The organism is Streptomyces sp. 4N509B (assembly GCF_052245655.1).
In the GTDB taxonomy this organism is placed as follows: domain Bacteria; phylum Actinomycetota; class Actinomycetes; order Streptomycetales; family Streptomycetaceae; genus Streptomyces.
Window position 1 is genome coordinate 1 of sequence record NZ_JBQQBZ010000023.1, and the last position, 11,201, is coordinate 11,201.

Here is an 11,201-nt window from a genome sequence, read left to right on the forward strand (position 1 = left end):
GGTGGGGGAGGTGGCGCGGGCGCGGTCGGTTCGACGGGCTCGACCGCCGGGCCGGACGGCGGCGTCGGCGGCGTCGGCGGAGTCAGCGGCATCGGTGTTCCCGGCGGCTCCTCCCCGGTCCGCTGGCGCGGCACCTGGTGGTGCCGTTCGACCGTGCCGGCCTGCTCGTCCCGCTCCCCGCCGCCCTCGGCGTCCGTGTCCATCACCTGTGCTCCTCCCGGACGCCGTCCACGGGATACTCGGCCGCGGTGGACAGCAGTTGGAGGCCCAGGCGGATCCTGCGGCACGCCTCCGCCTCGGCTATGCCGAGCCTGCCGGCCGTCCGCCGGTAGTCCTTGTACTCGAAGCGGGTGAGGTGGAGCGCGTCGCGCAGGGGGAGGGGCATGGCGGAGAAGATGTAGTCCGCGCGGGCCGCCGTGGCGGCGGCGCGCAGCGCGCCGGCCGCGGACTCCGCGTCGGCCCGGCCGCACCGGCCGTCCCGTTCCGCCGCGCCGTCGCCCCGCTCGGCGCGTCTGACCCGCTCGCGTAGCAGGTCGACCGCGCGGCGGTGCGCCTCGGCGGCGACCCAGGAACGCATGGGCCCCAGCTCGGGGTCGTAGTCCTCGGGGCACTCCCAGAGGCGGGCGAAGACCTCCTCCGTGACGCGGCCGGTGTCCTCCTCGTCGCCGAGGATCCGTTGGGCGATGCCGTACGCGAGGGAGGCGAAGCGGTCGTAGAGCTCTCCCAGGGCGGCGGCCTCGCCGGCCAGCAGTCTGTCCCGCGTGCTGCGGTCCCAGTGCGGCGGCGTCTCGTGCCTCATGCGGCACCCATCCTTCCCGAAGCCTCAGCCGTCGCGGCGATCGGGACGACCGACCGGCCCTGATCCGTCAAATGTAGTGCGGGGGACTGCGCGAGCGCGCCCCCGAACGCCGGTGCGCGCCGGGCACACACGGCAAAAGACCGTGAGCGTCCGGCGGTTCCACCGTCCCGATCGTTCCCCAGCGGCGAAGGGGACCGCAGCGATCCGGTCACGTCGGGCGACTCGAACGCGTGGTCACCAGAAAAGTGGGCAGTTCGCCCATAGGGTCGGGGAGTGTCCGACGTGGCACGCGGACCGACGGTGAGACGGAGAGGCTGCGCGGCGTGGCGTTGAAGGTAGAGGAAGAGCAGTGGGGCGAGTGGACCGTGGTGCGGGTCGTCGGCGAGCTCGACCTGGTGACCTCTCCGACACTGCGCCAGCAGGTGCACGAGGCCGTCGCCACCGGCCGGCGGCTGGTGGTGCTCGACCTCTCCGAGGTGCTGTTCTGTGACTCCAGCGGGGTGGGAGTGCTGGTCGCGGCGCGTCGCCTGATGCGGTCCTGCGCGGGCGAGCTGCGGCTGATTCTGCCCGCTCAGGGAGCCGAGGACGGCTCACACGTGAACCGTGTGCTGGCCGCGCTCGGCCTGCGTCGTCTCTTCGACTGCCATCCCGACGTGGCCTCGGCGATCGGCGCCGCGCCCGCGTCGAGCTCGCTGGACCGGCCGGTCTGAGGCGGGCGGGTCCCGGCGGGGACGGTCTCTCCCGGGGTTCGCGTCGCGGACCGGGCCAACGGGGCCCACGGCGGTCAGCCGGGTCCACGGCGGTCGGGCCGGGGCGGGGTGCCGCTCGCCTGGTCGCATGGCCGGGTGGCTGCACGGCCGGGTGCCGGGTGCCGGGAATCTGGGCCGGGTATCTGGGCCGGATGTCCGATGTCGGATGGCCGGATGACCCGCCATGGCCCGCCGGTGACGGCGCGGACGTGACGGAGCGCGCCGGGGCATGAGGCCACCCTGTGCGCATCTCGTGCGCCCGCGCGTGAGCGCGCCCTCGTCCGCCGGGCGCCCACCCCCGAGGCACCGGCCACCTATTGACGTCTCGTGGTGGCCTGATCACCCTAGGGAAAGGCCCAGGTGAGTCCCTGGAGGCGGGGCGGCCCGGGCCGGGGTGACGCGCTGCGAGGGGACGTCGAGGCGGTCCCACGCGAGCCCGCCTCGGCGAACGCGTCGTCACCCCGTGGGCCCTTCCCCGCCCGGGGAGGGGCCCGTCGTGGCATCAGGCCCTGCGGCGTTCCCGTCGGCTCCTGGCGATGGCGCCCGCGATCCTCGGGGCGTCCCTCGACAGCTCGCGCAGCGCGCCGCTGATGGGGTTGGCGTAGCCGGTGAAGTACAGGCCGCGCGCGGCGGGGTGGGTCTCGCGGCCGTGGACCAGCGGGCAGCCGCGGCCGTCGAGCACCCCGAGGTGCCCGACCAGCGGTTCGAGCCCGCGCCGGTACCCGGTGGCGGCGATCACGACCTCGGGGCCGACGACCTCGCCGTCGGCGAGCGTCACGCGGTCGCCGTCGAACGAGACGACGGCCGCGACCGGCTCCACCCGGCGGCGCCGCACCGCGCGGATCAGGCCGGTCCTGCCGGTGTCCAGCACCGGGATCGCGCCCTCGCGGACCCGCGTGTACAGGCCGGTGTCGGGGCGGGGGAGCCCGTACTCGGTGAGGTTCGGGAGCGTCCGCTCCAGCTGGCGGGCGGCGCGGTCCACGATGCGGACCGGCAGGCGCCGCACCAGGACGGCGCTGGCCTGGGAGGGCCAGCCCAGGGTGGAGCGGCGCAGGATGTGCGGGGCGGTGCGGACGGCGAGGCGGACCCGGGCGGCGCCGCCGAAGGCGAGGTCGGCGGCTATCTCGGCGCCGGTGTTCCCGACGCCGACGACGAGCACGTCGCGGCCGGCGTAGCGGTCGGGGCGGCGGTAGTCGGCGGCGTGGAGCAGCTCGCCGGTGAAGCCGTCCATGCCCGGCCAGTCGGGGAGGCGTGGGGTGTGGTTGTACCCGGTCGCGACGACGACGGCGGAGGCGTGCAGCTCGCGGCCGCCGTTGGCGCGCAGCACCCAGCCGTCGCGGTCCGCCGCCTGGTCGACGCGGGCGACGGTGACGCCGGTGGCGAGGTCGAGCTGGTGGAAGCGGGCGTACTCCTCGCAGTAGCGCACGAAGTCGTCGCGGCGGACCCAGCGGCCCGCGGAGCGGGGTATGGGGAGGCCGGGCAGCGAGGACCACCTGCGGGTGGTGTGGAGCCGCAGCCGTTCGTAGTGGGTGCGCCAGGAGGCCGCGACGTCGCTGGAGCGTTCCACGACGACGGCGCGTATGCCGTGTGCGCCGAGGGCGGCGGCGGTGGCGAGCCCGCCGGGGCCCGCGCCCACGACGTAGACCGGGTGGTCGTTCCCGCCGTGCGTCGGGTCGGCCCGGATCGTCCTCGCGGCGCGTGAGGCGTCGTCGGCCGGCGTGGCGTCGTCGGCTCGGGGGGCGCTGTCGGCTCGGGTGGCGTCGTCGGACGCGCGGTCGTCGGTCTGCGCGGTCTGCGCGGTCCGCGCGGTCCGCGGGGTCTTCGCGGCATCCGCGATGTTGGTGGTGCTCGTGGTGTCGGGGGCCGCGACAGCCGGGGATCCCGGTGATCCGGGCGTTTCCGGCAGGGGGGCCTTCGCCGGGTTCTTCGGCATGTGCATGAGAATACGCAGCCGCGCTCGTCCTCGCTTGCCCGCGCTCACCACGGGGCGCGCGGCGGGAGGAACGCGCCGGTCCGGCGGACGGGAACCGGGCGGCGTCAGCCCCGTTCCCTCGTCACTGTCAGCTTGTCGTGTCAGTAGCTGTCAGGGGCTCTCCGTCAAGGCATGGCATGACATGACATGGCGGTTCATTCAGGTACGGGCGGTCATGTCAGGACTCGGGCGACTCGGCCGCGCTCGTCGATCCCGAGGACGGCGCGGCCGCCTTCTTCGCCGGCCGCGTCGACCGTGCGGATCTGGCCGACTTCGTGGTCTTGGCGCTCTTCGCCGTCTTGGCGGTCTTCGCGGTCTTGGCCGTCCTGGCGGACTTCGTGGCCTTGGCCGTCCGCGCGGTCTTGGCCGCCTTGGCCGTCTTGGCGGTCTTGGCGGTCTTCGCGGCCTTGGCCGCCGTCTTCCTGGGCGCCTTCCCCGCGGCGGTCCCTCCGCCGGGCGCGGGCTTCCTGCCGGTGACGCCGAGATGCACCAGCAGCACGAGCGCCGGCCTGAGGTCCGTCTGCTTCGCGCCCAGCGCCTGAAGGCTCTTGGGCTGCGAGGCGACCGCCGTGAGCATCGTGACCAGCGCGTTCGCGACGGCCGCCCCCGACACCTCCGTGCTCCTGCCCGCCTGGTCCACCGCGTCGGCGAGCGGCTTGACCACGCCGCCCTGCACCCGGGTGCGGATTCTCACGAAACGGCGGTCGCCCTCGGCGGCGCCCAGGTCGATCACCCGCAGGATCGCGTCGTTTCTGCGCCAGAACGCCATCAGGCCGTCGACGAGCTCCTCCGCCGCCGCCCTGCCGGACTGGCCGGCCCAGGAACGCCCGTCGACCAGATCCGACAGCTCGGCGCTTTCCGCGACCGCTCCCTCGGCGATCTCCAGAACAGCCGCCTCGACGTCCGGAAAATACTGGTAGAAGGTCGCCGGCGAGGTGCCCGCCTTGCGAGCGACATCGATCACCTTGACGTCCCGGTACGGCGAGCTACTCAGCATCTTTCCGAGACAGTCGAGCAGTTTCTGGCGTGTTGCCTGGCCACGTCGGCCGGCTACCCGGCCGTCAACTGTTGTTACCTGTCCTGTCATGCCGTCAGCTTATCGACACGTGATCAAATCGCTATCTGACCGCATCCGAACGGGTTCCAGGCCACTTCCGGCCTTGTTTTTCCCACCTTCTGGTCGGGATCCACGGGGAAGCAGGTGGGGATCCCGTAAGGATCGGGCAGAGGATCTCGTGGGAAGGGGGAGCGGATCGTATGCGGATTCGGAAAGGCGTCGAGAAGGCCGACGCGGTGGCGAAAGGCGGGGCCCGGCCGCCCCGGGGCCCGCACGACATCCGACGCCCGGAGAAAACCCGAGGTCGACGGCCCGGACACGGCCCGTCACCGCGAACGGTCCGCTGCCCCGGGTTCGCCACTGTCAGTCCCGGAGGGAAGAATCTGTTGAGACGTCCATCGCCCCGGATGGCTCGCCGGAAGGCGTGGCAGAAGGCGTGACGATGTGCGGGTTCGATGGGCAATGAGATGCTGCGTGAAGGGCGGCATGTCGAGAACGCCCTGACGGGGAGGTGCCAGGCAGATGGTGGAGCAGCTGACGCAGCACGATCCGCGAAGGATCGGGCCGTTCGAGGTGCTCGGCCGGCTCGGCGCCGGGGGCATGGGGCTGGTGTACCTGGCCCGTTCCGCCTCCGGGCGGCGGGTGGCGATCAAGACCGTGCGCAGCGAGCTGGCCGAGGACCAGCTCTTCCGGGTGCGCTTCACCCGGGAGGTCGAGGCTGCCCGCGCCGTCAGCGGCTTCTACACCGCGGCCGTCGTCGACGCCGACCCGCGGGCCGCCGTGCCGTGGCTGGCCACGGCGTACGTGCCCGCCCCCTCGTTGGAGGAGATCGTCAGCGAGTGCGGCCCGCTGCCGCCGCAGGCCGTGCGCTGGCTGGCGGCGGGCGTCGCCGAGGCCCTTCAGTCCATCCACAACGCGGGCCTCGTCCACCGGGACCTGAAGCCGTCCAACGTGCTGGTCGTCGAGGACGGCCCGCGCGTGATCGACTTCGGTATCGCCTCCGGCGTCTCGAACACGCGCCTGACCATGACGAACGTCGCCGTCGGCACCCCCGCGTACATGTCGCCCGAGCAGGCCAGGGACTCCCGCAGCGTGACCGGCGCCAGCGACGTGTTCTCCCTCGCCTCCACCCTCGTCTTCGCGGCCACCGGCCACCCCCCGTACCACGGGGCGAACCCGGTGGAGACGGTCTTCATGCTGCTGCGCGAGAGCCCGGACCTGGAGGGGCTGCCGGAGGAGCTGCGCCCGCTGATCGAGGCGCTCATGGTGCACAAGCCGGAGGACCGGCCCACGCCGAACGACCTCCAGGCCCAGCTCGCGCCGCACCTCTTCTCCGGTGGTGACGACAGCGGCACGGCCTCGGCCTGGCTGCCGCCGGGCGCGGTCGCCCTCATCGAGCGGCGCAAGGGGCGCGCTCCCCGCATCCCCGAGCCGCCGCCGTCCTCGCCCCCCTCCATGCCGCGGCCCGTGCCACCGCCGCCGGTCGGCCCGCCGTCCTCGCACCCGTCGCCGCACGCGCCGCGCTCCCACGCCGTGCCACCGTCGCCGCCGCCGCCGAGCATGGCGCCGCCCGCGCCCCCGTTCGCCGCGCCGCCTCCGCCGCCGCATCCGTCACAGCACGGCTCGCCCCCGTCGCAGCCGGCTCACCCGTCCCAGCCCGTGGCCCATCCGTCGCAGCCCGTGGCTCATCCGTCCCAGCCGGTCCCGCCGCAGGGTGGCCACGGCGATCCCGTGCGCCTGCCCGGCTCGCAGGTGCCGATCGGTCCGGGGCCCCACCGTGGCGGCCCGGACCCGTCGGGCGCGGCTCCCTCCCCGGACTGGGCCCGCCCGCCGGCGGAGCCCTCGGCCGCCACCGCGATGCCGAGCCCCGCCACGGCCAACGTGGGCCCCGCCGCGCACGCCACCCCGCCCGCCCCGTCGGTTCCCGCCCAGCCCTCGGGCCCCGTCCGGCAGGGCGACGCCGCCAGCGCCGGCGGCCCGGCCGCGCCCTCCGTGCCGGCCCAGGCCTCCGGCGGCTCGGGCGCCTCGGGCCAGCCCGGCACCGCCTGGGGCCCCTGGCGCTTCCGGATGAACAACGACCTGTGGGGCACGCCCATCGTCCGCGGCGGCCTGGTCTACGTCACGTCCTTCGAGGTGCACGCGCTGGACGTGGCCAGTGGCCGCCGCCAGTTCAAGACCCGCGAGGTCGCCTGGTCCATGGCGGTCAGCTCCGGCCGGCTGTTCGCCTCGGACGGCCCCAGCCTCTACGCGCTGGACGCCACCGACGGCGCGGACCAGTGGCGCGTCTCGACCGACTCGTGGGTCTACGCCCTGCGCGCCGCGCGCGGCACCGTCGTCACCGCCACCCGTGGCGGGGGAGTGCAGGCGTGGGAGGCCGGCACGGGCGAGCAGCTGTGGGAGCTGACCGGCGCCCAGAGCGACTTCGAGTCCGAGGACACGGGCCCCGTCGTGCACGACGGCACCGTCTACGCCTGGGGGGAGGGCCAGCTGTACGCGCTGGAGGCCCGCTCGGGCCAGGAGCTGTGGCGGTACGCCGTCGGCGACAGCTCCACGACCGGCGGCGTGCCGGTGCGGACGCTGCCCACCTCCGACGGCGTGGTGTACGTGTGCGCCGGCTCGCGCGTCCTGGCGCTCGACGCGGCCAGCGGCGCCGAGCGGTGGCGCTTCGACGCCCCCGCCGCGATCCTGTGCCCGCCCGCGTACCAGCCCGACCGCGGCGGCGCCGGCGGCATCTACTTCGCCGACTACCTCGGCACGGTCTACGCCCTCGACGTCACCACCGGCGACGACCGGTGGCGCATCGCCACCGAGGCCCGCCAGTCGACGGAGCCGGTGGTCGTCGCGGACGGCCTGGTCCACCTGGGCAGCGGCTCCGCCATGTACACCCTGGACGCCGTCAGCGGCACGCCACGGTGGCGCTTCGCGGCGGGCGGGACGATCGCGGGCTCGCCCGTCCCCAGCGGCGGCCGGGTCCACTTCGGCTCCGAGGACCACTGCCTGTACACGGTCGACGCGGTCAGCGGTCGGCTCAGCTGGAAGCTGGAGACCGGCGGCGCGATCACCGGCACGCCCGTCGTGGGTGGCGGGGCGGACAACGCCGGCATGGTCTTCGCGTGCAGCAAGGACCGTTGCGTCTACGCCCTCGACGCGGCGTGGGGCACGCGGCAGTCCCGACAGAAGTCGTAGGCCGGCGGCGCCGGGCCCGGACAGGCTCGGGGCTCCCGCCGGCCGCTCCCGGCTGCGGCCGGTGGCTCAGGCGGCGCCGCGGCGGTGGTCCGGCGGCTCCTCCTCCTGACCGGGCTGACCGGGCTGACCGGGAGGCTGCTCCTCCCGGCTCGTCCGCTTCCGCCACGGGCCGTGCAGCAGCCGGCCTCCCCGCTGGTGGCCCGGCTCGTGCGGCGGCGGGGGAGGAGGCTGCGCGGGCGGCGGTGGGGCGGGCTGGGCCTGCGGCTGTTGCTGGGTCCCCGCCGGCTGGGGCTGGGTCGGCTGGCCCGGCTGGGCTTGCGGCGGCGCCGCCGGTTGCGCGGGAGGCTGCTGCACCGGCTGGCCCGGCTGTGCCGGCTGCATGGGCTGCGCGGGCTGCGCCGCCTGCGGCTGCTGCGCGGGCGCCGGCTGGGCCTGCGGCTCCCCCCGCGCCGGCTCCGCGCGCTCCGGTGCCGCCGCCGGCCGGCCGCGCCGGTGCCGCCCGCGTCCGCGCCCGTAGGTCGCGACGGCGCCCGCGAGCGCCAGCACACCGGCCACCAGCGCGCACGCCACCCCCTCGCCGAGCCCTTCCCGGCTGACGGACAGGGTGTCCGCCACCTGGTACTGCCGCACCATCCACAGGATGGTGATGCCGAGCACGATCAGCGAGGCCAACGCCATCAGCCACGCCAGGCGCATCGCGATCGCCAGCACCAGCAGCACGGCGGCGATCAGCATCACCACGAAGACGCCGCTCAGCAGCCCGGCGTTGTCGGTGGAGATGCCGTCGCCCGAGAAGAGGTCCCCGAGCCTGAAGTCGCGTCCCTGGCGTTCGCCGTACCAGTCGAACAGCGGACTGACCAGGGCCAACGCGGCGGCGACCGCCGCCAGCAGGCCTCCCAGCGCGTTGCGGAACCAGTGCCGTTTCGTCGTGGTCTGTCCCGTCGAACGGTCCATGTGTTCGACGCTACGACCCTCGGCGCCCCCTCGCACCCCGACCCGTGTCCCGCGCCGCTTCCGGCCGCTCCCGGCCGCTTCCGACCAGTCCCGGCCCGTTCCGTGCCCGCGCGCCGTCCCCGTGCCGCCCCCGTTCCACGGCTGCTCCGCGCCCGTGCCGGGCGGACGTCGGGCCGTGGTCATCCGGCCCCGGGGCCCGTCCCACGCCGTAGTGCCGCTAGCCTCACGGCACATGAGCCACCCCGCACCCGCGCTCGCCACGCGCACGCTGACGCTGCTGACGGCGGTCATCACCCTGACGACGGTGGAACTGCTGCGTGTCGCGGGCACGACGACCGGCACCTCGGCCGGCGCCGCGACGCTGACCGTGCTCGGCTTCGCCGGCGCCGCGCTGGCGGGTCCGGCGGTGTGGTGGCTCGGCGTGCGCAGCGCCCTGCCCGCGGCCGTGGCCGGGCTCGCGCTGGCCCGCCTCGTCGTGCAGTTCCCCGCCGGCCGCACGGCCCTGATCGTCGCGGTGGCCCTCGCCCTCGCCCTCGTCTCGCTCGTGCTGGCGGTCCGCCGCTGCGCGGCGGCCGGCGGCACGGCACGCGCGCTGCGGGCCGTCGCGTTGGCCGTCGCCGCCGACGTGGCGCTGCGCGTGCCGCTCGACCTGTGGGACCCCGTGTGGCGGGGCGGGCTGTGGGGCTGGGGGGTCGCGCTGGCGCTCGCCGCCTCGCTGGCGGTCCTCGCCCGCGAGGCGTACCACGCGCCGCCGACCGCCACTCCCGCCGGCGCCTCCGGCCCCGAACTGGGGCTGCTCGGTCCGCTCCTCGCGCTCTACGGCGTGTTCCTGGCCGCGCCCGGCTACGTGGCGGCGCAGGCCGGGATCTCCACCACGGCGGCCGGGCTGTGGATCGCGACCGGCTCCCTCCTCGGCGTCTGGGCCCTCTCCTGGCCCTCGGCCGGGCCTCCGAAGCCCTCGGAGTCCTCGGAGTCCTCGGAGTCCTCGGAGACCTTGGAGACCTCGGAGTCCTCGGGATCCTCGGGGGCGGGCTTTCGGTCGCTCCCCGGCTTCCTCCCGGGCCGCCTGGCCGGCGCCAGGGTGCCGACCGCACCGCTCCGGGCCCCCGTCTGGGCCGTGCCCACGGTGCTCGTCGCCGCCGCGCTGACGTTCTTCCTGCTGCCGGGCAACGGCGTGCTGGTCCCCGTGGCCACGGCCGTCGCGCTCGCCGTCCTCCCGGCCGTCACCGCCGCCGCGCTCGGTCGTCGCCTCGCGACGGGCCGGGGAGCGCTCGTCGACCTCGCCGTGGCGGGGGGCGGCGGCGGCCTGGCCTACGCCGTGCTGGTGCTGCCCGTACAGCTGCGCATCGTGCCGGGGTGGTGGCCCGTCCTCGGCGCGGTCGCGCTCGCCGCCGCGGCCTGGTTCGCGACCGCGTCCGCCGCTGCCGCGGCCACCGCCGTGAAGGTCCCGGCCGGACGCGCCGCGACGGCCCTCGACGCCGACGCCACCACGGACCCGGACGCCGACGCCACCACGGACCCGGACGCCGAGATCACCACGGAGCCCGACACGGACACCGCCAGGGACCCGAGCGCCGCCCCCGCCTCCGCACCCGCCCCCACCACCGTCGGCGTGTCGCCACGCCTGTCGCGCCCCTTCCTCCCCCTCCTGCTCGCCACGCTCCTGCTGGCCTACCCGCCCCTCGCCAACGCCGTCCGCTCCGCCCCCGCCCCCCTGCCCACCGACACGGCCGGCGGCGCCTACCGCCTCCTCAGCTGGAACGTGCACTTCGCCGTGAAGGGCGACGGCGAGGTCGTCCCCGACGAGATCCTCGGCGTCATCCGCGACTCCGGCGCGCACGTCGTCGTCCTCCAGGAGGTGCCGCGCGGCTGGTCCGCCGCCGGCGGCCTGGACCTGGTCGGCTGGCTGGAGCGCCGCCTCGACGCCGAGGCCGTCTGGTCCCCGGCCGCCGACCGCCAGTTCGGCAACGTCATCCTCACCAGCCTCCCCGTCGTCGACCGCGAGACCGGGAGCCTGCCGCGCGGCGACGGCCGCATGGACCGCTCCTACGCCTCCGTGACGGTCCGCCTCGCCGACGGCGAGACCGCGCGGATCGCCACCACCCACCTGGAGGGCGGCGGCAGCGGCGCCGCCTCCAGCGCCCGCGCCTCCCAGCTCCAGGAGGTGCTGGCCGCCCTCGACCGCGGCCACCACGCCCACACCGTCCTCGCGGGCGACTTCAACGCCGAGCCCGACTCACGGATCGTCGACACCGTGCTGGAGGCCGGCTTCACGAGCGCCCAGGACGTGGCCGGCAACCCCGACCGCGTCACCCACGTCCCGCCCCACCGCCGCGTCGACTGGATCTTCGGCGGCGAGCCCGTCACCTTCGAACACTTCCGCATCCTCGACAGCCCGGCCTCCGACCACCTCCCCCTCACGGTCACCGTCTGGCTCGACTAGGGTCCGGGGCGGGTGAGCGACACCCAACACGGCACGGACGG

The 11,201-nt window shown here is 75.5% G+C and carries 6 protein-coding genes and 2 pseudogenes; 3 read left to right on the forward strand and 5 right to left on the reverse strand.

The features are described from left to right. Positions 1-206, reverse strand: a pseudogene (locus tag ACTWP5_RS20520) (hypothetical protein); the annotation flags it as partial. After that, complete coding sequence (locus ACTWP5_RS20525; protein ID WP_443222494.1) at positions 203-799, reverse strand: RNA polymerase sigma factor; 597 nt, start codon at positions 797-799, stop codon at positions 203-205. The gene ACTWP5_RS20525 and the pseudogene ACTWP5_RS20520, both read right to left, overlap by 4 nt. 323 nt (positions 800-1,122) lie before the next feature. On the opposite strand from ACTWP5_RS20525, the gene ACTWP5_RS20530 reads away from it, so the two are divergent. Continuing rightward, entirely contained in the window at positions 1,123-1,509 is a 387-nt protein-coding gene (locus tag ACTWP5_RS20530; RefSeq protein WP_443222495.1) for an STAS domain-containing protein, read from the forward strand. A gap of 541 nt (positions 1,510-2,050) precedes the next feature. On the opposite strand, the gene ACTWP5_RS20535 is transcribed toward ACTWP5_RS20530, so the two are convergent. Both ACTWP5_RS20535 and ACTWP5_RS20540 read right to left on the reverse strand, forming a co-directional pair. After that, positions 2,051-3,481 carry a flavin-containing monooxygenase gene (locus tag ACTWP5_RS20535; protein WP_443222496.1) on the reverse strand — a complete coding sequence of 477 codons (1,431 nt, stop codon included), beginning with the start codon at positions 3,479-3,481 and terminating at the stop codon, positions 2,051-2,053. Between the two features lie 499 nt (positions 3,482-3,980). Next, a pseudogene (locus ACTWP5_RS20540) lies at positions 3,981-4,607 on the reverse strand (TetR family transcriptional regulator); the annotation flags it as partial. A gap of 492 nt (positions 4,608-5,099) precedes the next feature. Here ACTWP5_RS20540 and ACTWP5_RS20545 point away from each other — a divergent pair. Further along, complete coding sequence (locus ACTWP5_RS20545) at positions 5,100-7,763, forward strand: outer membrane protein assembly factor BamB family protein (RefSeq protein ID WP_443222497.1); 2,664 nt, start codon at positions 5,100-5,102, stop codon at positions 7,761-7,763. Positions 7,764-7,829: 66 nt separating this feature from the next. Here the strand turns inward: ACTWP5_RS20545 and ACTWP5_RS20550 are convergent, their stop codons facing one another. Then, entirely contained in the window at positions 7,830-8,717 is an 888-nt protein-coding gene (locus ACTWP5_RS20550) for a hypothetical protein (protein WP_443222498.1), read from the reverse strand. 232 nt (positions 8,718-8,949) lie between these two features. Between ACTWP5_RS20550 and ACTWP5_RS20555 the strand changes: the two genes are divergently transcribed. After that, a complete protein-coding gene (locus ACTWP5_RS20555; RefSeq protein ID WP_443222499.1) occupies positions 8,950-11,160 on the forward strand; it encodes an endonuclease/exonuclease/phosphatase family protein in 2,211 nt (736 codons plus the stop codon). The last annotated feature ends 41 nt before the right edge of the window (positions 11,161-11,201 follow it).